At 74.2% G+C, this 21837-nt stretch carries 19 protein-coding genes; 9 read left to right on the plus strand and 10 right to left on the minus strand.

The annotated features are described in order from the left end of the window. Positions 1–1113, plus strand: a complete 1113-nt coding sequence (locus LG324_RS07340) for a calcium:proton antiporter (protein ID WP_404352748.1) — start codon at positions 1–3, stop codon at positions 1111–1113. Positions 1114–1205: 92 nt separating this feature from the next. Here LG324_RS07340 and LG324_RS07345 read toward each other — a convergent pair whose 3' ends face one another. From LG324_RS07345 to LG324_RS07355, 3 genes are all read right to left on the minus strand, one after another. Next, entirely contained in the window at positions 1206–2195 is a 990-nt protein-coding gene (locus LG324_RS07345; RefSeq protein ID WP_404352749.1) for a malate dehydrogenase, read from the minus strand. 144 nt (positions 2196–2339) lie between these two features. Then, positions 2340–3155: an aquaporin Z gene (gene aqpZ / locus LG324_RS07350; RefSeq protein WP_207024555.1), complete on the minus strand. Its 816-nt coding sequence runs from the start codon at positions 3153–3155 to the stop codon at positions 2340–2342. Between the two features lie 154 nt (positions 3156–3309). Continuing rightward, positions 3310–5526, minus strand: a complete 2217-nt coding sequence (locus LG324_RS07355) for an NADP-dependent isocitrate dehydrogenase (RefSeq protein ID WP_404352750.1) — start codon at positions 5524–5526, stop codon at positions 3310–3312. Positions 5527–5663: 137 nt separating this feature from the next. On the opposite strand from LG324_RS07355, the gene LG324_RS07360 reads away from it, so the two are divergent. Then, a complete protein-coding gene (locus LG324_RS07360; protein WP_404352752.1) occupies positions 5664–6461 on the plus strand; it encodes an exodeoxyribonuclease III in 798 nt (265 codons plus the stop codon). A 30-nt stretch (positions 6462–6491) separates the two neighbouring features. Here LG324_RS07360 and LG324_RS07365 read toward each other — a convergent pair whose 3' ends face one another. Genes LG324_RS07365 through cysC form a run of 3 tightly spaced genes read right to left on the minus strand, consistent with a single transcriptional unit; the run spans position 6492 to position 9368 of the window. Continuing rightward, positions 6492–7241, minus strand: coding sequence for a 3'(2'),5'-bisphosphate nucleotidase CysQ (locus LG324_RS07365; protein ID WP_404352753.1), 750 nt, complete (start codon positions 7239–7241; stop codon positions 6492–6494). After that, a complete protein-coding gene (locus tag LG324_RS07370; protein WP_404352754.1) occupies positions 7238–8242 on the minus strand; it encodes a sulfite exporter TauE/SafE family protein in 1005 nt (334 codons plus the stop codon). Before LG324_RS07370 ends, LG324_RS07365 begins: the two co-directional genes overlap by 4 nt. Beyond that, positions 8235–9368, minus strand: a complete 1134-nt coding sequence (gene cysC, locus LG324_RS07375) for an adenylyl-sulfate kinase (protein ID WP_404352755.1) — start codon at positions 9366–9368, stop codon at positions 8235–8237. The genes LG324_RS07370 and cysC overlap by 8 nt, the downstream gene beginning before the upstream one ends. 107 nt (positions 9369–9475) lie before the next feature. Between cysC and cysD the strand changes: the two genes are divergently transcribed. Continuing rightward, entirely contained in the window at positions 9476–10387 is a 912-nt protein-coding gene (gene cysD, locus LG324_RS07380; protein ID WP_030528725.1) for a sulfate adenylyltransferase subunit CysD, read from the plus strand. After that, the gene (locus LG324_RS07385) at positions 10387–11628 is read left to right on the plus strand and encodes a sulfate adenylyltransferase subunit 1 (protein ID WP_030528724.1); all 1242 of its coding nucleotides are present in this window, start codon (positions 10387–10389) and stop codon (positions 11626–11628) included. The genes cysD and LG324_RS07385 overlap by 1 nt, the downstream gene beginning before the upstream one ends. Positions 11629–11716: 88 nt before the next feature. On the opposite strand, the gene galK is transcribed toward LG324_RS07385, so the two are convergent. Continuing rightward, complete coding sequence (gene galK, locus LG324_RS07390; RefSeq protein WP_404352757.1) at positions 11717–12874, minus strand: galactokinase; 1158 nt, start codon at positions 12872–12874, stop codon at positions 11717–11719. 33 nt (positions 12875–12907) lie between these two features. Here galK and trpS point away from each other — a divergent pair, with 33 nt between their 5' ends. Both trpS and LG324_RS07400 read left to right on the plus strand, forming a co-directional pair. Next, complete coding sequence (gene trpS / locus LG324_RS07395) at positions 12908–13942, plus strand: tryptophan--tRNA ligase (RefSeq protein WP_404352758.1); 1035 nt, start codon at positions 12908–12910, stop codon at positions 13940–13942. A gap of 11 nt (positions 13943–13953) precedes the next feature. Then, positions 13954–14466, plus strand: a complete 513-nt coding sequence (locus tag LG324_RS07400) for a 2'-5' RNA ligase family protein (RefSeq protein WP_030528721.1) — start codon at positions 13954–13956, stop codon at positions 14464–14466. Positions 14467–14479: 13 nt separating this feature from the next. Here the strand turns inward: LG324_RS07400 and LG324_RS07405 are convergent, their stop codons facing one another. Further along, the gene (locus tag LG324_RS07405; protein ID WP_404352759.1) at positions 14480–15742 is read right to left on the minus strand and encodes a glycosyltransferase family 4 protein; all 1263 of its coding nucleotides are present in this window, start codon (positions 15740–15742) and stop codon (positions 14480–14482) included. Here LG324_RS07405 and LG324_RS07410 point away from each other — a divergent pair. Both LG324_RS07410 and LG324_RS07415 read left to right on the plus strand, forming a co-directional pair. Beyond that, positions 15741–16817 carry a mannose-1-phosphate guanylyltransferase gene (locus tag LG324_RS07410; protein ID WP_030528719.1) on the plus strand — a complete coding sequence of 359 codons (1077 nt, stop codon included), beginning with the start codon at positions 15741–15743 and terminating at the stop codon, positions 16815–16817. The two genes, LG324_RS07405 and LG324_RS07410, sit on opposite strands and share 2 nt — an antisense overlap. Before the next feature lie 147 nt (positions 16818–16964). Then, a complete protein-coding gene (locus LG324_RS07415) occupies positions 16965–18611 on the plus strand; it encodes a hypothetical protein (protein ID WP_404352760.1) in 1647 nt (548 codons plus the stop codon). Between the two features lie 72 nt (positions 18612–18683). On the opposite strand, the gene LG324_RS07420 is transcribed toward LG324_RS07415, so the two are convergent. After that, on the minus strand, positions 18684–20282 hold the full coding sequence (locus tag LG324_RS07420; RefSeq protein WP_404352761.1) for an ABC transporter permease: 1599 nt from the start codon (positions 20280–20282) through the stop codon (positions 18684–18686). Beyond that, positions 20279–21193 carry an ATP-binding cassette domain-containing protein gene (locus LG324_RS07425; RefSeq protein WP_404352762.1) on the minus strand — a complete coding sequence of 305 codons (915 nt, stop codon included), beginning with the start codon at positions 21191–21193 and terminating at the stop codon, positions 20279–20281. The genes LG324_RS07420 and LG324_RS07425 overlap by 4 nt, the downstream gene beginning before the upstream one ends. Positions 21194–21247: 54 nt before the next feature. Between LG324_RS07425 and LG324_RS07430 the strand changes: the two genes are divergently transcribed. Next, positions 21248–21751 carry a GbsR/MarR family transcriptional regulator gene (locus tag LG324_RS07430; RefSeq protein WP_404352764.1) on the plus strand — a complete coding sequence of 168 codons (504 nt, stop codon included), beginning with the start codon at positions 21248–21250 and terminating at the stop codon, positions 21749–21751. The last annotated feature ends 86 nt before the right edge of the window (positions 21752–21837 follow it).

A 21837-nucleotide genomic window follows, 5' to 3' on the forward strand; every position in this document is an offset into this window, starting at 1 on the left:
GTGGCCGCCGCCGGAACGCACCCGATGGCCGCGAGGACGTGGACGGCCGCCCCCGTCGTCGCGCTCGTCGCCCTGGCCCTGACCTGGGGCCGCGACATCGGCACGCTCGTCGTCGTCCTCGTCGCGATCCTCCTCGCCCTCGCCGTGCTCGCCGCCGTCCACCACGCGGAGGTCGTCGCGCACCGGGTCGGGGAGCCGTTCGGCTCGCTCGTCCTCGCGGTCGCGGTGACCGTCATCGAGGTCTCGCTCATCGTCACGCTCATGCTCAGCGGCGGCGACGAGGCCGCGACGCTCGCGCGCGACACGGTCTTCGCGGCGGTGATGATCACCGTCAACGGCATCATGGGCCTCTCGCTGCTGCTCGGGGCGCGCCGCTTCGGCTTCGCGCGCTTCAACGCCGAGGGCACCGGCGGCGCGCTGGCGACGGTCGCGGCCCTCGCGGCCACCTGCCTCGTGCTGCCGACCTTCACGACCGGCCAGCCCGGCCCGGAGTTCACCGGCCCGCAGCTGGTCTTCGCCGCCGTCGCCTCGCTCAGCCTCTACGCGGCGTTCGTCGTCACCCAGACCGTCCGCCACCGCGACTTCTTCCTTCCCGTCACCAAGCAGGGCAAGCCGGTCACGGAGGAGGACTCGGAGGACCACGCCGACCCGCCGACGAACCGCGAGGCGAGCGTCTCGCTGGTCCTGCTGCTGCTCTCGCTCGTCGGGGTCGTCGGCCTCGCGAAGATCGAGTCGCCGGCCATCGAGTCGGCGGTCCTCGCCGCCGGGCTGCCGGTGTCGTTCGTCGGTGTCGTCATCGCGCTGCTCGTGCTCCTGCCGGAGACGATCGCGGCGGCCAACGCGGCGCGGCGCGAGCGCATCCAGGTCTCGCTCAACCTCGCGATGGGGTCGGCGATGGCGTCCATCGGCCTGACCATCCCGACCCTCGCGGTGGCGTCCATCTGGGTGCCGACGCCCCTGCACCTCGGGCTCGGGCCGACGCAGATCGTCCTGCTCTCGATCACGATGATTGCGGCGGTGCTGACCGTCGTGCCGGGTCGCGCGACGCGGCTGCAGGGCACGGTGCACCTGACGCTGCTCGCGGCCTTCTTGTTCTTGTCGATGTCCCCGTGACACCCGTCGAGCGAACAGAACACGCCGTGCAGCCCGAGGGCCGCACGGCGTGTTCTGTTCACTCGACGGGGTGAGCCGCCGGGGAGGCCGGCTCAGATGAGGCCGAGCTCCTTGACGGCGTCGCGCTCACCGACGAGCTCGGCGACCGAGGCGTCGATGCGCCCGCGCGAGAACTCGTCGATCTCGAGGCCCTGGACGATCTCCCAGCGACCGCCCGAGACGGTGACGGGGAAGGAGGAGATGATGCCCTCCTGCACGCCGTAGGAGCCGTCGGAGCGGACGGCCATCGACACCCAGTCACCGTCGGGCGTGCCCTCGACCCAGGTGCGGGCGTGGTCGATGGTCGCCGACGCGGCGGAGGCCGCCGAGGAGGCGCCGCGGGCGTCGATGATGGCGGCGCCGCGCTTGGCGACCGTCGGGATGAAGGTGTTCTCGAGCCAGTCCTGGTCGCCCACGGCCTCGGCGGCGTTGCGGCCGCCGACCTCGGCGTGGAAGAGGTCGGGGTACTGGGTCGCCGAGTGGTTGCCCCAGATCGTCATCTTCCTGATCTCGGTGACCGGCACGCCGAGCTTGGCGGACAGCTGCGAGATGGCGCGGTTGTGGTCGAGGCGGGTCAGCGCCGAGAAGCGCTCGGTGGGGATGTCGGGGGCGTTGCTCATCGCGATGAGGGCGTTGGTGTTGGCCGGGTTGCCGGTCACGGTGATGCGGATGTCGTCGGCCGCGACCTCGTTGAGGGCCTTGCCCTGCGGGGCGAAGATGCCGCCGTTGGCCTCCAGCAGGTCGCCGCGCTCCATGCCCGGGCCGCGCGGGCGGGCACCGACGAGGAGGGCGTGGTTGACGCCGTCGAAGACCTTCGACGCGTCGTCGCCGATCTCGACCTTCGCGAGGGTCGGGAAGGCGCAGTCGTCGAGCTCCATGACGACGCCCTCGAGCGCCTTGAGGGCCGGGGTGATCTCGAGCAGGCGCAGCTCGACGGGCGTGTCCGGCCCGAGCAGCGCACCGCTCGCGATGCGGAACAGGAGGCTGTAGCCGATCTGGCCGGCGGCGCCGGTGACGGCCACCTTGACGGGCGTGGTGCTCACGGATGTAACCCCTTCGGACGAGCGAGTCTGTATGTCGGTTCGACGCTATCAGCGCGGCGCCCGACGCCCACAGGCACGGCCGGGTGGGGTTGGCCACTCCCACCCGCCCATGGAGGGGGTGCGGGTGAAAGGTGGCCGGCTCGGTCAGCGGGGTGCGTCGGGGTCGACGCCGTCGGCGACGCGGACGTCCTCGGCCTCGATCTCGCCGGAGATGTCGCGGTCGCGGCGGTCGACACCGGTGATGAGGTGGAAGGTCGCGCCGGCGATGGCCGCCCCGAAGATCGGCGCCAGCCAGAAGACCCACAGCTGGCCGGGCGCACCCGCACCGTTGAAGAACGCGACGCCGGTGGAGCGGGCCGGGTTGACCGAGGTGTTGGAGATCGGGATCGAGACCAGGTGGATCAGGGTGAGCGCCAAGCCGATCGCAATGGGCGCGAAGCCCTCGGGGGCGCGCGAGTCCGTCGCGCCGAGGATGACGTAGACGAAGACGGCGGTGAGCAGCGCCTCGGCGACGAACACCGCGACGAGCGAGTAGCCGCCGGGGGAGTGCTCACCGAAGCCGTTGGCGGCGAGGTTCCCCTCCGCGCTGAAGCCGTCCTTGCCCCGGGCGATGCCCCAGACGGCGAGGCCGCCGAGCAGGCCGCCGACGACCTGGGTGACGACGTAGGCCGGCACGTCGCGCCACTCGAAGCGCCGGGCGACGGCGACGCCGATGGTGACGGCCGGGTTGAAGTGCGCCCCCGAGACGTGGCCGACGGCGTAGGCCATCGTCATGACGGTGAGGCCGAACGCGAGGGCGACGCCGACGAAGCCGATGCCGAGCTGCACGCTCTGGCCGGCGACGACGTTGGGCGCGAGGTAGGTCGCGGCGAAGACGGCCGACCCGCAGCCGCCGAACACGAGCCAGAACGTGCCGAGCAGCTCCGCACCGAGCCGCTGCACCATCGTGGGTGTGGTCATGGCGCTCAGTGTGGCGCGTCGGCGGCGCGGACGCACGGGTCCGTCGAGGGTCCGTCCGGACGTGTCGCGTCCGGCCGACGACGGGACCGGACACGGCGGAGGCCGGGTCCCACCGTCGTGGTGGGCCCGGCCTCCGGCGTGGTGGCGCCTGCGGTCAGCGCTTGAGGGCGTCGAGGATGCCGTTGAGCGTGCCGCTCGGGCGCATGACGGACGCGGCCTTGACGGGGTCGGGGCGGTAGTAGCCGCCGATGTCGGCCGGCTTGCCCTGCACCGCGAGGAGCTCGGCCTCGATGGCGTCGGTCTGCGCGACGAGCTGCTCGGCGACGGGCGCGAACACCTGCGCGAGCTCGGCGTCCTCGGTCTGCGCAGCGAGCTCTTGGGCCCAGTAGCGAGCGAGCCAGAAGTGGCTGCCGCGGTTGTCGATCGAGCCGACCCGGCGGGCCGGGGACTTGTTCTCGTCGAGCAGCGTGCCGGTGGCGCGGTCGAGGGCGTCGCCGAGCACGCCGGCGCGGGCGTTGCCGCGGTCGGCCTCGTGGCGGAAGGACTCGGCCAGCGCGAGGAACTCGCCGAGGCTGTCCCAGCGCAGGTAGTCCTCGGCGACGAGCTGCTGGACGTGCTTCGGGGCCGAGCCGCCGGCGCCGGTCTCGAAGAGGCCGCCACCGTTCATCAGCGGGACGACGGACAGCATCTTCGCGGAGGTGCCGAGCTCGAGGATCGGGAAGAGGTCGGTGTTGTAGTCGCGCAGGACGTTGCCGGTGACCGAGATCGTGTCCTCGCCGCGGCGGATGCGCTCGACCGAGAGCTTGGCGGCCTCGACGGGCGAGAGGACGCGGAGGTCCAGGCCGTCCGTGTCGTGCTCCGGCAGGTAGGCCTCGACCTTGGCGATGAGGTTGCGGTCGTGGGCGCGGGTCTCGTCGAGCCAGAAGACGGCCGGGGTCTGCGAGGCCCGGGCGCGGGTGACGGCGAGCTTGACCCAGTCGCGGATCGGGGCGTCCTTGGTCTGGCAGGCGCGCCAGATGTCGCCCACCTCGACGTCGTGGCTCATGAGGACCTCGCCGGAGCCGTCGACGACCTCGACGCGGCCGGCGGCCTCGATCTCGAAGGTCTTGTCGTGGCTGCCGTACTCCTCGGCCTTCTGCGCCATGAGGCCGACGTTGGGGACCGAGCCCATCGTCGTCGGGTCGTAGGCGCCGTGGGCCTGGCAGTCCTCGATGACGGCCTGGTAGACGCCGGCGTACGAGGAGTCGGGGATGACCGCGAGGGTGTCGGCCTCCTCGCCGTCCGGGCCCCACATGTGGCCGGCCGTGCGGATCATCGCCGGCATCGAGGCGTCGACGATGACGTCGCTCGGGACGTGGAGGTTCGTGATGCCCTTGTCGGAGTTCACCATCGCCAGGCGGGGGCCGTCGGCGAGGCCCTGCTCGAAGGCGGCGCGGATCTCGGCGCCGTTCGGGAGGGCGTCGAGGCCGTCGAGGATGCCGCCGAGACCGTTGTTCGGCGAGAGGCCGGCGGCCGCGAGGTCGTCGCCGTACTTCTCGAAGACCTCGGGGAAGAACGCGGTGACGACGTGGCCGAAGACGATGGGGTCGCTGACCTTCATCATCGTCGCCTTGAGGTGCACCGAGAAGAGGACACCGTCGGCCTTGGCCTGCGCGACCTGCTCGCGCAGGAACGCGTCGAGGGCGGCGGCGCGCATCACGGTGGCGTCGACGATCTCGCCCTCGAGGACCTTGAGGCCGTCCTTGAGGACGGTCTCGGTGCCGTCGGCGGCCACGTGGCGGATGGTCAGGGTGTCGTCGGCCGGGAGGACGACCGACTGCTCGTTGCTGCGGAAGTCGTCGGCGCCCATCGTCGCGACGCGCGTGCGGCTGTCGGCCGACCAGGCGCCCATCGAGTGGGGGTGCTTGCGGGCGTAGCCCTTGACCGCCGCGGGCGCGCGGCGGTCGGAGTTGCCCTCGCGCAGGACCGGGTTGACCGCGCTGCCCTTGACCTTGTCGTAGCGGGCGCGGACGTCGCGCTCCTCGTCGGTCTGCGGGCTGTCCGGGTAGTCGGGGAGGGCGTAGCCCTGCGACTGCAGCTCCTTGACGGCCGCCTTGAGCTGCGGCATCGACGCCGAGATGTTCGGCAGCTTGATGATGTTCGCCTCGGGCGTCGTCGCGAGCTCGCCGAGCTCGGTGAGGGCGTCGCCGATGCGCTGCTCCTCGGTGAGGTACTCCGGGAAGAGGGCGAGGATGCGGCCGGCCAGCGAGATGTCGCGGGTCTCGACGTCGACGCCGGCGGAGGAGGCGAAGGCCTCGATGACCGGGAGGAACGAGTACGTGGCCAGCATCGGGGCCTCGTCGGTCAGGGTGTAGATGATCTTCGTGGCCATGGTCGTCGTCGACGCTCCTCGGTGGTGGCGGTTATCTTGACGTCAAGACAAACCCTAGCGGAGTCGCCCCGGGGTGACCAGACGGTGCGGCGCCCCCGACGCCGGCCGCGGTGGCCGCGGATGGTGGACTGGTCCGCATGATCGTCGCCTCCGCCAACGTCAACGGCATCCGGGCCGCGCAGCGCCGCGGCGGCGTCGAGTGGCTGGCCGCCAGCGGCGCCGAGGTCGTCACGCTGCAGGAGGTGCGGGCCGACGACGGCCAGCTGCGCGCGGCCCTCGACGGCTCGCCGCTCGCGTCCTGGGAGCTCGCCCACAGCCCCTCCGTCGCGAAGGGCCGCGCCGGCGTGGCCGTCCTCTCCCGTCACCCGGTCAAGGACGTGCGGACCGACGTCGGCGAGGAGTTCGACGGAGCCGGTCGCTGGGTCGAGGCGGACGTCGTCGTCGCCGGCCGGGTCGTCACGGTGGCCTCGGCCTACGTCCACACCGGCGAGGCCGGCACGCCGCGCCAGGACGAGAAGTACCGCTTCCTCGACGCGGTCGGCGCGCGCGTCGAGGCGTGGGCCACCGAGGGGCGCCTCGCCGTCCTCACCGGCGACCTCAACATCGCGCACACGCAGGACGACCTCAAGAACTGGAAGGGCAACCGCGGCAAGGCCGGCTTCCTGGCCGAGGAGCAGGCCCACCTCACCCGCTGGGCCACCGAGCACGGCCTCGTCGACGTGACCCGTCGCCTCCACGGCCCCGGCCCCGGTCCCTACACGTGGTGGTCCTGGCGCGGGCAGGCGTTCGACAACGACGCGGGCTGGCGGATCGACTACCAGCTGGCCACCCCGTCGCTCGCCGAGCTCGCCGTCGCCGCCTCCGTCGGGCGGGCGGCGAGCTACGCGGAGCGCTGGAGCGACCACGCGCCCGTGCTCGTCGAGTACGCCCTCTGAGCCGCCCCGCCCGACCCGCGTCCGCCCGGCTCAGGCGAGCCGGTCGAGCGCCTCGCGCACCTCGGCGAGCACCTCCGGCCGCGCGACGACGAGGTCGGGCAGCCACGGGTTCTCCCGGTTGTACTCCAGCGGCGAGCCGTCGAGCCGCGTCGGCGCCAGGTCGTGCCCGAGCGCGACGGCGACCGGCGCCGCCGAGTCCCACTCGTACTGGCCGCCGGCGTGCACGTAGGCGTCGACCGTGCCGTCGACGACGGCCATGGCCTTCACCCCGGCCGAGCCCATGGCGACGAGCTCGGCGCCGAGGGACTCGGCGAGCGAGACGACGAAGGCCGGCGGACGGCTGCGGCTCACCGCGAGCCGCACCGGGCCGTCCGGGCGCGCGGGGAGCGGGGACGGGCGGTCCATCCGGTGCACGACGCCGCGCGCGGGGATGCCGACGGCGCCCGCGACGAGGTCACCGTCCTGCCAGAGGGCGACGTGCACGGCCCAGTCGTCGCGCGGCCGCTCGGAGAACTCGCGGGTGCCGTCGAGGGGGTCGACGATCCAGACGCGGGAGGCGGACAGGCGGACGGGGTCGTCCGCGCCCTCCTCGCTGAGGACCGCGTCGTCGGGGCGCAGCTCGCCGAGCAGGCGCATCATCAGCTCGTGGGAGCGGCGGTCGCCGAGGTCCTTGAGCTCCTGCCCCTCGAGGTCGGCGTGCTCCTCGCGCAGGGCGAGCAGGAGGGCGCCGGCCTGCTCGGCCACCTCCGCGGCGACGGCGTGGTCGTCGGGCAACGTCATCGGGTTCTCCTCTCGCCGAAGGGTTCGTCCGACGGTCGATCCGACCCGTCGGCGGCGAGGTCGTCCGGCAGTGGCGACGGCTGGATGTCGGGGGTGCTCGACCACGACCCGCGGAAGGCGGGCATCCCGTGGCCGACGCGCAACAGCGCCCAGGCGAGCGGTCCGAGGACGAGCAGTGCGGCGCCAGCCGCGCCCACGCCCTGGGGAGGCACGCGCAGCAGGCTGAGCCCGGTGAGCGTGAGGACGATGACGATGCCCCGGCGAACCGCCTGTGAGGGGATCCACGACGACAGCCGGGCCCCGACGAAGGTTCCCGGGGCGCCGCCCACGATGAGGGGGATGAGGACCGCCCAGTCGACGCCGGTGACGACGACGTGGCCGATGGCCGCGGCGATGACGAGCGGCACGGCCTGGACGAGGTCGGTGCCGACGAGGCGCTTGACCGACATCCCGGGGTTGAGCAGGAGGAGCGAGATCATGATGATCGAGCCCGAGCCCACGCTCGTCAGGCCGACGAGGAAGCCGCCGACGGCGCCCACGATGACGGTCGGCGCCACCTTGACGGGCCGGGCCGAGTCGCCGCGCCGGCCCCAGCCGAGGAACGTGGTCCCGTAGACCCGCGCCGTGTACGTGGCGGCGGTGAGGAGCAGCGTGGCGCCGATCGCCAGGCGCAGCGTCTCCTGGGCCTCCTCGCCCGACCCGAGCTGCCCGACGAGCCAGGCGCCGACGAGCGCGCTCGGCACGGAGCCGACGACGAGCAGCCCCGCGAGGCGCAGGTCGGGGGATCCCTGCCGGGTGTGCACGGCGGCGCCGATCGACTTGTTGACCGCGGCGGCGACGAGGTCGTTGGCGACCGCGGCCGTCGGGGGGATGCCGAGGAACACGAGCGCCGGCGTCATCAGCGCGCCACCGCCCATCCCGGTGAGGCCGACGACGACACCGACCCCGAGGGCGACGACGAGGACGGCGAGGGCGTCGGTGGTGAAGAGGGCGTCAAGCACGGTGGGTCCCGTCGGTCGGTCGGAGCAGCGCAAGCACCTCGTCGGCGCAGCCGGGGACGTCGCGCCCGGTCGTGTCGAGGCGCAGGTCGGGGTCGGCGGGCACGTCGTACGGCGCCGAGATGCCGGTGAAGTCGGGGATGTCGCCGCGCCGGGCGGCGGCGTACAGGCCCTTGCGGTCGCGGCGCTCGCACTCCTCGAGCGGGGTCGCGACGTGGACGAGGACGAACCGGCCGCCGCGCTCGCGCACGCGCTCGGCCACCTGCCGGCGCACCTCGTCCTCGGGGGCGATCGGGCTGCAGACGGCGATGCCGCCGTGGTGGGCGACCTCGGCCGCGACCCAGCCGATGCGCAGCACGTTGGTCCGCCGGTCGGCCTGGCTGAAGCCGAGGCCGGCGGTGAGGCTGCGACGCACGACGTCGCCGTCGAGCAGGGTCAGCGCGCGACCGTCCTCGACGAGCCGGGTCGAGACCGCCCGGGCGACGGTCGACTTGCCCGACCCGGAGAAGCCGGTGAGGAAGAGGACGACACCTCCGAGCCCGTCGGGGCTCCGGTCCGTGGCGGGGGCGGCGGGGGACGCGGCGTGCGCGTCGTCGACGCCCAGGGTCGCGAGGAGCGCCCGGCGGCGCTCGGCGTCACCGGGCGGGACGGGCAGCACGAGCACCCGGGACGGGTCCCCCGTCGCGGCGAGGGCCGCGCGGACGGTGTCGACGGCCCCCGACGGCCCGTCGAGCGAGGTCGAGACGAGGGCGAGGACCACGGCGCCGGCGGGAACCTCGGCGGGGACCTCGGACGGGTTGTCCACCAGCAGGACCCGGCGGCCGGTGAGGTCGACCGGCTCGGCGGGGTGCAGCTCCTCGAAGGGGCGGCTCGAGGGCCACCCCAGCCACTGGGGGCGTCCCGTGACGGTCGGGCCACCGGCGTCCTCGAGCTCCTCGAGCTGGACGACCGGCACGCCCTCGGGGTCGACGACGACGAGCCCGCCGGCGGCAATCGCGCTCTGGCGGACGTCGTCGGGGAGGGGCAGCGGGCGCATCGACGCGTCCGGTCCGTAGAGCCCGCGACGCAGCAGGACCAGGTCGTCGAGGTCCGCCCTCGGGGGGGAGGTCGTCGGCAGTGCGGCGGTCACCGGGCCAGTCTGCCCACAAATCGGTGTCCGAGGTGCAGATTCCCACGACGTGGGGTACACGGTCGCGGGTAGGGTCGGCCGCGACCCGTCACGGAAGGCAACATCCAGTGCAGACCCATGCCGACTACCGGCTCTCGCAGCTCGACGAGCTCGAGTCGGAGTCCATCCACATCTTCCGGGAGGTGGTCGCCGAGCTCGAGCGACCTGTCCTCATGTTCTCCGGGGGCAAGGACTCGATCGTCATGCTCCGGTTGGCCGAGAAGGCCTTCTACCCGGCGCGGCTGCCGTTCCCGCTGCTCCAGGTCGACACCGGGCTCGACTTCCCCGAGGTGCTCGCGACGCGTGACAGCTGGGTCGAGCGCCTCGGCGCGACGCTCGTCGTGGCGTCGGTCGACGAGGCCATCGCCAACGGCGTCGTCGTCGACGACGGCCGCACGAGCCGCAACCGCCTCCAGACGGGCACGCTGCTCGACGCCATCGAGAAGAACGGCTTCACCGCGGCGTTCGGCGGCGGCCGGCGCGACGAGGAGAAGGCCCGCGCCAAGGAGCGCGTCTACTCCCACCGCGACGAGTTCGGCCAGTGGGACCCGAAGAACCAGCGCCCCGAGCTGTGGTCGCTCTACAACGGGCGCCTCCACGCCGGCGAGCACATGCGGATCTTCCCGCTGTCCAACTGGACCGAGCTCGACATCTGGCACTACCTCGAGCGCGAGGAGGTCGAGATCCCCTCGATCTACTTCGCCCACCGCCGCCGCGTCTTCGAGCGCGACGGGATGCTCCTCAGCGAGCACCCCGCCAACCCGTGCCGTGACGGCGAGGTCGTCACCGAGCGCACCGTCCGGTTCCGCACCGTCGGCGACCTCAGCCTCACCGGCTGCGTCGAGAGCGAGGCGAGCACGCTCGCCGAGATCGTCGAGGAGGTGGCGGTCGCGCGGGTCACCGAGCGTGGTGCCACCCGCGGCGACGACCGCTTCTCGGAGGCCGCCATGGAGGACCGCAAGAAGGAAGGCTACTTCTGATGGACCTGCTCAGGTTCGCCACCGCCGGCTCCGTCGACGACGGCAAGTCGACCCTCATCGGTCGTCTGCTGCTCGACTCCAAGGCCATCTTCGAGGACCAGCTCGAGGCCGTCGAGGCCACGTCGAGGACCAAGGGCTTCGACTACACCGACCTCGCGCTGCTCACCGACGGCCTGCGCTCCGAGCGCGAGCAGGGCATCACGATCGACGTCGCCTACCGCTACTTCGCCACTCCCCAGCGGAAGTTCATCATCGCGGACACCCCGGGGCACGTGCAGTACACGCGCAACATGGTGACCGGTGCCTCGACCGCCGACCTCGGCCTCGTGCTCGTCGACGCCCGCCAGGGCCTCACCGAGCAGTCGCGCCGGCACGCGGTCATCCTCTCGCTGCTGCGGGTCCCGCACCTCGTCCTCGCGGTCAACAAGATGGACCTCGTCGACTGGGACGAGGAGACCTTCAACCGCATCCGCCAGGAGTTCGTGCAGTTCGCGCAGCGCCTCAACGTGCCCGACCTCGCGGTCATCCCGATCTCGGCGCTCCAGGGCGACAACGTCGTGACGCGCAGCGAGAACATGCCCTGGTTCGAGGGCTCCTCGCTCATGCACCACCTCGAGAACGTGCACATCGCCTCGGACCGCGACCTGCGCGACGTCCGCTTCCCGGTGCAGTACGTCGTGCGCCCGAAGTCCGACGAGCACCACGACTACCGCGGCTACGCGGGACGCGTGGCGAGCGGTGTCCTCAAGCCGGGTGACGAGGTCCTCGTCCTCCCGAGCGGCCTGACGAGCAAGATCGCCGGGATCGACCTGTACGACGAGGAGGTGGCCGAGGCCTTCCCGCCGATGTCCGTCGTCGTGCGGCTCGAGGACGACCTCGACGTCTCGCGCGGCGACATGATCTGCCGCGTGCGCAACGCGCCGGAGCCGACGCAGGACATCGACGCGATGGTCTGCTGGATGACGCGCGACCCGCTGCGGCCCGGCCGCAAGCTCGCCATCAAGCACACCACCCGCTCGGCGCGCGCGCTCGTCAAGGATGTGCAGTACCGGCTCGACATCAACACCCTCCACCGCGACCTGGAGGCGGGTGAGCTGGGGCTCAACGAGATCGGGCGCATCCGGCTGCGGACGACGCAGCAGCTGTTCGTCGACCCGTACGAGCAGAACCGCACGACCGGCTCGTTCATCCTCATCGACGAGGCCACCGGCACCACGGTCGGCGCCGGGATGACGAACTAGTCCCCGCACTCACGCGAGGGCGCCCCGCGGTCGCGGGGCGCCCTCCGTCGTGTGAGGCGTTGGATCAATCGCGGCGTCGGGCGCGGCGTCAGGCGTCGCGCGCGGCCGGGCCGCCGGCGGTGACGGTGAAGCAGGTCGGCTCCTCCCACCCGCGGGCGCCGAAGGCCGCGCGCACCGCGGTGACGGCGTCGTCGGCGGAGTCGCGCGGCACGAGCGCGATGCACGAGCCGCCGAAGCCGCCGCCGGTCATCCGCGCCCCGAGCGCGCCGGCGCCCTCGGCGGCCTCGACCGCGACGTCGAGCTCGTCGCAGCTGACCTCGTAGTCGTCGCGCAGCGAGGCGTGGGAAGCGGTGAACAGCCGGCCGACCTCGTCGAGGTCGCCCGCCCGCAGCGCGGCCACGGCCTGCCGCACCCGCTCGATCTCGGTGACGACGTGACGGGTGCGCCGGCGCAGCTCGTCGGTCGAGAGCCGGTCGAGGGCGGCGTCGAGCCCCGCCGGGTCGACCTCGCGCAGCGACGCGACCCCGAGCTCGGCGGCCGCCGCCTCGCAGGCCCGCCGGCGCTTCTCGTACTGGCCGTCGTTGAGCGCGTGGGAGGCGCGGGTGTCGGTGACGAGCAGCACCATCCCGGCGGCCTCGAGGTCGAACGGCACGTGCTCGGTGGCGCCGTCGCGGCAGTCGAGCAGGAGGGCCGAGCCGGGCCGGCAGAGCAGGGCGGCCGACTGGTCCATCCCGCCCGTGGCGGCGCCGGCCACCTCGTTCTCGGCCCGCACGCAGGCCGTGGCCAGGCGGGCGCGGGCGTCGTCGTCGCCGAGCAGGTCGAGCCCGAAGAGGTCGCTGGCGGCCGCGCCGACCGCGCACTCGAGCGCCGCCGAGCTCGACAGGCCGGCGCCGAGCGGCACCTCGCTCGTCACCGTCACGTCCATCCCGCGCACCGGGTGACCGTCCTCGCGCAGCGCCCACAGGACCCCGGCGACGTAGGCGGCCCAGCCGTCGGGGGAGCCGGGGCCGACGGTGCCGAGGTCGACCTCGACCGTCTCGCCGGTCTGGACCGAGTGCACGCGCAGGAGGTCGTCGGCGCGGGGCGACGCCGCGGCGGTCGTGCGCTGCGGCAGCGCGATCGGCAACGCGAGGCCGCCGTTGTAGTCGGTGTGCTCGCCGATGAGGTTGACCCGTCCGGGGGCCGACCAGACGCCCTCGGGCGCCGAGCCGTGGACGTCGCGGTGGGTGGTGGCGGCACTCGTCATGCGGGTGAGTCTAGGGACGCGCGGCAGGGCACAATGGGGACCATGCCCGCCCAGCCTCCGACCGATGCCGCACGCCCCCGGATCCTCTCCGGGATGCAGCCGACGAGCGACTCGCTCCACCTCGGCAACTACCTCGGGGCGCTCGTCAACTGGGTCGGGCTGCAGGAGGACTTCGACGCCTACTACTTCGTCGCCGACCTCCACGCGCTGACCGTCCCGACCGACCCCGAGGTGCTGCGCCGCCGCACCCGCGTCACCGCCGCGCAGTTCATCGCCGGCGGGGTCGACCCGGAGCGCTCGGCCGTCTTCTGCCAGAGCCACGTCACGGCGCACGCCGAGCTCGGCTGGGTCATGAACTGCCTCACCGCCTTCGGCGAGGCCAGCCGGATGACGCAGTTCAAGGACAAGACGGCCAAGGGCCAGAACGCCAACGTCGGGCTGTTCACCTACCCGATGCTCATGGCCGCCGACATCCTCATGTACGACGCCGCGTACGTGCCGGTCGGGGAGGACCAGCGCCAGCACCTGGAGATCACCCGCGACCTCGCCGAGCGCTTCAACACGCGCTTCGGCCCGACGCTGGCCGTGCCCGAGCCGTACATCCTCAAGGAGTCGGCCAAGATCATGGAGCTGACCGACCCCACGTCGAAGATGTCCGGCACGAACTCACCCGACAAGGGCCTGCTGCTGCTCAGCGACGAGCCGAACCGGCTGCGCAAGAAGATCATGTCCGCGGTCACGGACACCGAGACCGAGATCCGCTACGACCCGGAGACCAAGGCCGGGGTCTCGAACCTGCTCGTCATCCACAGCGTGCTCACCGGGACGCCCGTGGCCGACCTCGAGGCGCAGTTCGCGGGGCGCGGCTACGGCGACCTCAAGAAGGCCGTGGCCGAGGTCGTGCTCGAGGCCGTGGGCCCGTTCCGCTCCCGGATGGCCGAGCTGCTCGACGACCCCGCCGAGCTCGACCGCATCCTCGCCCGGGGTGCCGAGCGCGCCGCGGTCGTCGCGGCGGCGACGATGACCCGCGTCCGGGACGCCGTCGGCCTGCTGCCGGCCGCGCGCTGAGGAGCCTGCTCGTGCCCGTCCACGGCGTCGCCGTCACCATCCCCGAACCCTGGGGCGAGCAGCTGCAGTCCGCCCGAGCCGGTTTCGGCGACCCGATGGCCGGCGCCATCCCGCCGCACGTGACGTTGCTGCCGCCCACGGTCGTCCCGCCCGAGCACCACGCGGAGTTCACGGACCACCTCGATGACGTCTGCCGCGCGGTCCGGCCGTTCGAGATGGTGCTGTCCGGCACGGGGACCTTCCGGCCGGTCTCGCCGGTCGTGTTCGTCCAGGTCTCCAAGGGGATCGGGGAGTGCGAGCGGCTCGAGAGCGCCGTGCGCGGCGGGCCCGTGGAGCGCACGCTGGACTTCCCGTACCACCCGCACGTGACGATCGCCCACCACCTCGACGACGACGCGCTCGACCGCGCCTTCGAGGGGCTCGCGGGGTTCCGCTGCGCCTTCACCGTCGCGAGCATCGAGCTCTACCACCACGACCCGGACGGCGTCTGGCGCGTCATCCGGTCGCTCCCGCTCGGCGGCTGACGACCGGTCGCGCTCAGGCGGCCCGACGGCCGCGGCGGCTCCACCGGGCGTCGACCGCCCCCTCGTAGTGGCCGACGAGCTCCGCGGTGACGCCGGCCCAGGTGCGTCCCTCGACCGACGCCCGGCCGGCGCGGCCCATCCGTGCGCGCAGGGCCGGGTCGGCGACGAGCGCGGCCACCGCGGCGGCGAGGGCGCCCGGCCGGTCGGGGTCGACGAGCAGCCCGGTGCGCCCGTGCTCGACGAGGTCGAGCGGCCCGCCCCGCGCCGGCGCGACGACCGGCAGCCCGCTCGCGTGCGCCTCCTGGAGGGTCTGCCAGAACGTCTCGCGGGTCCCCGTGTGGACGAACACGTCGAGCAGCCCGTAGGCGTCGGCCAGGGCCTCGCCGGAGCGCGCGCCGAGCAGGACCGGCGGCCGGTTCGGGCGACCGGGGGTGCTCGCCACCGCCTCGGCGAGCAGCGCGGCCGTGCGGGCGCGGTCCGGGCCGTCGCCGACGAGGACGAGGCGCACGCCCGGCACCCGCGCGACGTCGGCCAGCCGGTCCAGCTCCTTCTCGGGGGCCAGCCGGCCGACGTAGCCGACGACGACCTCCCCGTCGGGGGCCAGCTCGCGCCGGGCGGACGCGACGGCGTCGCGGCGGCCGGGGTGGAAGAGCCGGGCGTCGACGCCCCGTCCCCACCGGGCCGTCCGGGGCACCCCGTGCGCGGCGAGCTCGGCCATCGTGTGTCGTGACGGCGCGAGCGTCAGGTCGGCGAGGCCGTGGACGCGACGCACCCAGCGCCACGCGGCCTGCGAGGCACCGGGCCCGACCGGGCGGGGCGCGTGCTGCGCCAGGTAGCTCGGCATGTCCGTCTGGTAGACGGCCACGGACGGGCTGCCCAGGCGCGCGGTCTCGCGCAGCGCGCGGGCCCCGAGGACGAACGGGGAGGCGATGTGCACGACGTCCGGCCGCAGCTCCTCGAGCACGTCCCGCACGGCGCCGGACGGCAGGCCGGTGGGGAAGGCCCGGACCGACACCGACGGGACGGCGTGCACCGGCACGCCGGCGTGCTCCGCGGGCGCGGGCCGCGGGCAGACGACGGAGACGCGGTGCCCCTGCGCGGCGAGGCACTCGACGACCCGGCAGACCGAGGTGGTCACGCCGTTGAGGGTCGGGAGGAAGGACTCGGTGACGACGACGATGCGCACGACCCCCAGCGTCCCCCCGCCGGGCGACGGGCCGACGACGGCCGGGTCGGGATCCGGTGACGAGCGGGTGACCGGATACCCTCGGGCCATGCCGGAGATCGAGGGGTTCTGGGCCGTCGTCCCGGCCGGGGGCGCCGGCACCCGTCTGTGGCCGCTGAGCCGCGCCGGCCACCCGAAGTTCCTCCTCGACCTGACCGGCGGCGGCCGCTCGCTGCTCCAGGCGACGCTCGACCGGCTGGCCCCCCTCACCGGCGACCACGCCGTCGTCGTCACCGGCGCCGCGCACGCCGACGCCGTCCGCGCCCAGCTGCCGGAGCTCCCGGCCGGTCGCGTCCTCGCCGAGCCCGCGCCACGTGACTCGATGGCCGCCATCGGCCTCGCCGCCGCCGTCGTCGAGCGCACCGACCCCGACGCCGTCATCGGGTCCTTCGCCGCCGACCACGTCATCCCCGACGCCGACGCCTTCCGGACGGCGGTCCGCGAGGCGGTCGACGTCGCGCGCGACGGGCACCTCGTGACGCTCGGGGTCGAGCCGACGCACCCGGCCACCGGCTTCGGGTACATCCGGGCGGGTGAGCCGCTCGCCGGCTTCCCGACGGCCCTGCACGCCGTCGAGTTCGTCGAGAAGCCGGATGCCGAGCGCGCCCGGGCCTACGTCGACTCCGGCGAGTTCCGTTGGAACGCGGGGATGTTCGTCGTCCGGGCCTCGGTCCTGCTCGACCTGCTCGCGCAGTGGCACCCCGACCTCGCCGCCGGGCTGCGCGAGATCGCGGCCGCACCGAGCCGTCTCGACGACGTGTGGCCCGGCCTGACGCGCATCGCCATCGACCACGCCGTCGCCGAGCCGGCCGCGGCGGCCGGCCGGGTCGTCGTCGTGCCGGCGCCCTTCGGGTGGGACGACGTGGGCGACTTCGCGAGCCTCTCGGCCCTGCTGCCGGCGCCGGACGGTACGGCCGTCCTCGGGGACCGCTCGGACGTCACCGTCCTCGACGGCTCGGGGGTCGTCGTGCCGGGCGGCGCCCGGCGGGTCGCGGTCGTCGGGCTCGACGACGTCGTCGTCGTCGACACCCCGGACGCCCTCCTCGTGACGACCCGGGCCCGGGCCCAGGAGGTCAAGGCGGTCGTCGACGTGCTGCGTGCCGAGGGCCGCACCGACCTGCTCTGACCCCCGCGTCACCCGTTCGGCGGAGACGCGGCCGAAGTGCTCTCCCCCTGTCGCCCCCCGCCGCTAGGGTGCGCTCCGGTGCGGCCGCGGCGAGCGGTCGCGCCGCCGAGCCCGCATCCCCCGGGATGCCCACCGAGGGGGAGTCCCATGTCGTCGTCCGTCCCGCCGTCCGGCCCGCTGCGCGGCCCCGAGCCGCCCTTCGACCCTCCCGCGTACGGAGCCGTCGAGCCGTCCGATGCCGCCGGCGCCTCCGCCGACAACGTCGTCACCGAGCAGCCCGGCGCGCGCCGCGGCCTCGGGCGCGGGCTCGCGGTCGGCGGCATCGCCGCGCTCGTCGTCGTCGGTGGCGCCGGCGCCTGGGCGTGGACCGCGCTCGGTGGGGGAGGCGAGCGACCCGCCGACGTCCTGCCCGGCACGACGTTCGCGTACGCCGCCGTCGACCTCGACCCCGGCGCGAGCCAGAAGGTCGAGGCCCTCCGCACGCTCTCGAAGTTCCCCGGGCTGTCCTCGAAGGGCGTGTCCGAGAAGTCCGACCTCGGCACGACGCTCACCGACCTCGTCCTCTCCGACGACGAGTGCGCGAACCTCGACCCCGCGCGCGACGTCACCCCGTGGCTCGGGCAGCGCGCGGCCGTCGCCGGCGTCACCGTCGGCGAGGACTCCGTGCCGGTCGGCGTCGTCCAGGTCACCGACGACGAGGCCGCCGGCGCCGGGATGCTCAAGCTTCTCGCCTGCTCCGAGCACCAGGACGCGGCGAAGACCGACGGCCTGACCCCGACGTGGATCGTGCGCGACGGCTGGGCCTACGTGGCCCGGGACGCCGACACCGCGACGCGCGTCGCCGACGCCGCCGCGAAGACCACCCTCGCCGGGTCGCGCGACTGGGCCGAGTGGACCGGCGCCGTCGGTGAGCAGGGCCTCCTGACGATGTACCTCGCCCCGAAGCCGGGCAGCCAGATCCGCTCGCTCGTCGGGTCGCTCGACCTCGGCGAGGACCTGTCGGCCCTCGAGTCGGCCACCGCACAGGACGACGAGTTCGTCGGCGGTGCGATGACCCTGCGCTTCGCGGACGGCGGGTTCGAGCTCGAGGGCGTGAGCGGCCTGGACGACGCGACCCGGACGATGCTCGGGTCCGGGGCGGGGACGTCGATGGCCTCGCTGCCCGACGACACGCTCGCGGCGCTCGCCGTGAGCCCCGGCCAGGGGTGGTTCGAGGCGCAGGCCGCCCGGATGTCGGCGCAGTCGGGCGCGGACGTCGAGGAGCTGTACTCCGCCATCGAGGAGGCGACCGGCCTCGAGCTCCCGGGTGACCTCGAGACGCTCTTCGGCACGAGCACCGTGCTCTCGCTCGGCCCGGGCTTCGACCCGGCGGCTCTCGACACCGCCGGTCCCGGCGCCCTGCCGGTGGCGGCCAAGGTCACCGGCGACGCGGCCGGCATCGAGGACGTCCTCGGCCGGCTCGGGTCGCTCGACCCCAGCGTCGGCGAGCTGCTCGCGACGACCCGCGAGGGCGACCGCACCGTCGTCGTCGGCCCGGACGCCGACTACCGGACGAGCGTCGCCACGGGCGGCTCGCTCGGCAGCCGGGCGGCCTTCCGCTCCGTCGTGCCGCACGCCGACACGGCCGCCGCGGCGTTCTACCTCGACGTCGACGGTCGCGACGGCTGGCTCGCCCGGCTCGCTGCCGACGAGCCGGAGGTGGCGAAGAACCTCGAGCCGCTCTCGGCCGTCGGGATGTCGATGTGGCCGGAGGGCGACACCCTGCACACCCGGGTGCGCGTGACGACCGACTGACCTCGTACCGCGGCGACGACGACCTCGCGGAGCGACCCCGTCCGGCACCCCGCCGGGCGGGGTCGCTCGCGCTCAGGCGACGTCGCGCCGACCGTAGGCGAGCGCCCCGGCCGCCGTGAGGCCCGCGGCCGCGAGCGTCATCACGGCCGCGGCGAGGGCCGCGAAGTCCCCGCCGGGCAGCTGTCCGAGGTGCGCGAAGGGCGAGACGTCGACGAGCCAGCCCGGCAGGTCCATCGTCGGCCCGAGCTCCCCGACGACGAACCCGACGAGGAGGAGGGCCCAGGCCAGCGGCGCGAGGCGGGGGCGGGCGCCGACGAGCAGGCCGGCCACCCCGACGAGGACCCACACCGCGGGGAGCGTGGCGGCGAACGCGCCGAGCGTCGCCCAGAAGCCCGGGGCGCTGCTGCTCGCGAGGGAGCCGACGACACCGACGGTCGCCCCGATGACGAGGAGGAAGAGGGTCGTCGCCAGCACGGCGACGAGGACGTGCGCGCCGTACCAGCGCAGGCGGCTCGTCCCCGTCGCGAGCACCGACTCCCCGAGGCCCGACCGCTCCGAGGCGCCGAGCCGCAGGACGAGGGCGACCCCGGCCGCGGCGACGGCGACGGCGACGAAGCGCGTCTCGCTCGCGAGGTAGATGTCCTCGACGGTGCCGGCGGACCCGCCGAGGGCCTCGAGGAAGCGGGCCATCGCGGGGTTGGAGGTGAGGTCGCCGACCGCCCCGAGCAGCGACCCGAGGACGACGCCACCGACGAGCATCCCGACGACCCAGCCGGTGACCGTCCCGGTCGCGAGGCGGGAGACGAGGGCGAACGGACCCGTGAGGCTGCGGGCAGCCCGGGCCGGGCCGAGCCGGGCCGGGAGCACGCCCGCGCCGAGGTCGCGCCGGCCGAGCACGGCCAGCCCGGTCGCCACCCCCGCGACGAGCACCGCGAGGCCCAGCAGGAGGACCCACGTCCGGTCCGGTCCGTACGGCTCGACCCGTCCGGCCCAGCCGAGCGGGGAGGCCCATCCGAGGGCGTGGACGACGCCGTCGTCGACCGAGTCCGCGGCCGCCCGCAGGACGAAGGCGGCACCGAGCGTGCCGAAGGCCAGCCCGCCGGCCCCGCGCGTCGTCGAGGCCAGCTGGACGGCCGCCGCGGTGATGCCGACCCAGGCGAACCCTGCTGTCCCCCAGGCGACCCCGAAGGCCACCGACCCCGCCGGGTCCATCCCGAGCGAGGCGAGGCCGAGGGACGACAGGCCGCTCGCCGCGACGACACCGAGCAGCGCGACGAGGATCCCCGCCGCGAGCGGCGCCCAGCGCCCCACCGCGCCCGCGCCCACGAGCTCGAGGCGGCCCTCCTCCTCCTCGGTCCGGGTGTGCCGGCGCACGAGGACGACCGCGAGCACCGCGACGAGGACGGCGCCCATCATCACGGTCTTGAAGACGGCGAGCGCGTCGGCGTCCGCGGCGCTGATCGGGCCGTACATGGCGACGACGGCCGGGTTGCCGACGAGGTCGCCGAGGCCCGCGACCGCGGAGGCGTCGTCGGGGAAGAGCTCGAGCGTGGCCTGCGCGGAACCCACGGAGAGCAGGACGAGGCCGAGGACGCTCGCGGGGAGGATCACCCGGTCGCGGCGCAGCGCGAGCCGCAGCAAGCGGCCGAGACCGGCCAGCCGCATGGTCATGCCGGCACCTCCTCCCGGTGCGCCTCGGTCCGGTAGCGGGCGAGGAAGAGCTCCTCCAGCGTCGGGGGCCGGCAGGTCAGCCCGGTGACCCCGCGCGGCGCGAGGGCGGCGACGAGCGCGTCGAGGTGGTCGGGGTCGACCGTCAGGCGCAGGGTCGAGCCCTCGACGGAGACGTCGTGGGTGCCCGGCCACGCGCCGACCTCCGCCGCCGTCGGCACCTCGCGCAGCTCGGCCTGGACGGTCGTGCGGGTCAGGTGGCGCAGCTCGGTGAGGGTGCCGGAGTCGACGACGCGCCCGGCCCGCACGATGCTCACGCGCTCGCAGGCGCGCTCGACCTCGCTCAGCACGTGGCTCGACAGCAGGACGGTGCGGCCGCGCTCGCGCAGACCGGCGAGCTCCTCCTGGAAGACCTGCTCCATCAGCGGGTCGAGCCCGGCGGTCGGCTCGTCGAGGACGAGGAGCGGCGCCTCGCTCGCCAGCGCGGCGACGAGGGCGACCTTCTGGCGGTTGCCCTTGCTGTAGGCCTTGCCCTTCTTCGTCTCGTCGAGCTCGAAGGCGTCGACGAGGCGTCGGCGGCGGTCCTCGTCGAGGCCGCCCCGCAGCCGGCCGAGCAGGTCGATGGTCTCGCCGCCGGTCAGCGTCGGCCAGAGCACGACGTCGCCGGGGACGTAGGCGAGGCTGCGGTGCAGCTCGGTGCTGTCGGCCCAGGGGTCACGCCCGAGCACGGTGGCGCGGCCGTCGTCGGCGCGCAGGAGCCCGAGGAGGATGCGCAGCGTCGTGGACTTGCCGGACCCGTTGGGGCCGAGGAAGCCGTGGACCTCGCCCTCGCGCACGGTGAGGTCGAGGCCGTCGAGGGCGGTGGTGCGGCCGAAGGACTTGCGCAGCCCGACGACGTCGATGGCGGTGGTCACGTCGTCCACGCTACTCCGGTTTCACAATGTTGTGAATGTTGTAATGTGCGCCGCATGGCGACCTCCCACCCCACGAGCCCCGGGCGCGACCTCCCGGACGCCGCGGTCGTCGAGCAGGTCGGTGGGACCCTCGCGTCGCTGGGGATGCAGCTCCAGCCGGCGCGGGTCTTCGCCGCGTTGCTCGCGTCCGAGGACGGCCGGCTCACCTCCGCCGAGCTGGTCGAGCTGCTGGGCCTCAGCCCCGCGGCGGTGTCCGGCGCCGTCCGCTTCCTCACCTCGGTCCGGATGGTCCGGCGCGAGCGCGAGCGGGGGAGCCGTCGGGACGTCTACGTCGTCCAGGACGACGCATGGCACGACGTCATGGTCCAGAAGGAGAGCCTCTACGGGCCGCTCGTCGTCGCGCTGACCGCGGCCCGGGATGCCGTCGGCGGAGGAACCCGCGCGGGGGAGCGGATGCAGCTCTCGGTCGAGTTCCTCGAGTTCGTCATGGCCGAGATGGAGCAGATGGCCTCCCGCTGGGACGAGTACAAGGCACGCCGGACGACGCCTCCGGTCTGAGGGGTGGGTGGCGCCGCCGGCGCCGTCGTGCTCGTCCTCGAACGGGACGCCGTCGCGTCCCGCGGGTCGGGACCGTCGCGGCGGTT

The organism is Phycicoccus jejuensis, assembly GCF_044797865.1.
GTDB lineage: Bacteria > Actinomycetota > Actinomycetes > Actinomycetales > Dermatophilaceae > Phycicoccus > Phycicoccus jejuensis.

Excerpts from the sequence above, each read along its gene's own strand:
- aqpZ (WP_207024555.1), bottom strand. The coding sequence starts at position 3,155 with ATGACCACACCCACGATGGTGCAGCGGCTCGGTGCGGAGCTGCTCGGC.
- LG324_RS07355 (WP_404352750.1), bottom strand. The coding sequence starts at position 5,526 with ATGGCCACGAAGATCATCTACACCCTGACCGACGAGGCCCCGATGCTG.
- LG324_RS07360 (WP_404352752.1), top strand. The coding sequence starts at position 5,664 with ATGATCGTCGCCTCCGCCAACGTCAACGGCATCCGGGCCGCGCAGCGC.
- LG324_RS07365 (WP_404352753.1), bottom strand. The coding sequence starts at position 7,241 with ATGACGTTGCCCGACGACCACGCCGTCGCCGCGGAGGTGGCCGAGCAG.
- LG324_RS07385 (WP_030528724.1), top strand. The coding sequence starts at position 10,387 with ATGGACCTGCTCAGGTTCGCCACCGCCGGCTCCGTCGACGACGGCAAG.
- galK (WP_404352757.1), bottom strand. The coding sequence starts at position 12,874 with ATGACGAGTGCCGCCACCACCCACCGCGACGTCCACGGCTCGGCGCCC.
- trpS (WP_404352758.1), top strand. The coding sequence starts at position 12,908 with ATGGGGACCATGCCCGCCCAGCCTCCGACCGATGCCGCACGCCCCCGG.
- LG324_RS07410 (WP_030528719.1), top strand. The coding sequence starts at position 15,741 with ATGCCGGAGATCGAGGGGTTCTGGGCCGTCGTCCCGGCCGGGGGCGCC.
- LG324_RS07405 (WP_404352759.1), bottom strand. The coding sequence starts at position 15,742 with ATGGCCCGAGGGTATCCGGTCACCCGCTCGTCACCGGATCCCGACCCG.
- LG324_RS07415 (WP_404352760.1), top strand. The coding sequence starts at position 16,965 with ATGTCGTCGTCCGTCCCGCCGTCCGGCCCGCTGCGCGGCCCCGAGCCG.
- LG324_RS07420 (WP_404352761.1), bottom strand. The coding sequence starts at position 20,282 with ATGACCATGCGGCTGGCCGGTCTCGGCCGCTTGCTGCGGCTCGCGCTG.
- LG324_RS07430 (WP_404352764.1), top strand. The coding sequence starts at position 21,248 with ATGGCGACCTCCCACCCCACGAGCCCCGGGCGCGACCTCCCGGACGCC.